At 27.2% G+C, this 478-nt stretch carries 1 protein-coding gene; it reads right to left on the bottom strand.

Annotated features, from left to right (window positions below):
* The coding region (locus GQ593_RS13440) for a hypothetical protein (protein WP_160432476.1) at window positions 1-349 on the bottom strand (349 nt) is incomplete at its 3' end.
* Window positions 350-478: the final 129 nt, after the last annotated feature.

Genomic DNA, 478 nt, shown 5'->3' with positions numbered 1-478 from the left:
TTGTATTTTCATCTTTTCTAATATTTTTTCTAAATTCATCTAGTCCTAGTGCTTTCGGATCAAAATCATCAATATACATTAATGTCGCTATGCCGGTTTTATTATTTACTTCTCTTAGCCATTCACAAAAATTATCAAATATAATATCGTCACATTCCTCTTGTAATAAAAATCCACCATCCGTATGTGAGTCATATAATTGGTCTAAAGCACAAATAAATTCATCTTTATTTTTAATGAGCCAACTCATAGGTAGTCTAGTCATAATACCTATTAGCTTTAGTTCATCATCATAATGTAAAAGGGATGGTTTATTTTTCAAAAAATTATATAGTATATTCTCGTTCATAAATTAATATCCTGATCCATCTAATGGAATATGGGCTGCGTTTTTATCACGTTTAAATTCTCTCCATTATTGTTTAGATCTTACTTATTTGTATTTTCATCTTTTCTAATATTTTTTCTAAATTCATCT

Origin of the sequence: Gilliamella sp. Pas-s25, assembly GCF_009795885.1 — a bacterium.
Classification (GTDB): domain Bacteria; phylum Pseudomonadota; class Gammaproteobacteria; order Enterobacterales; family Orbaceae; genus Gilliamella.
This window is presented reverse-complemented; position numbering and strand designations above follow the sequence as displayed.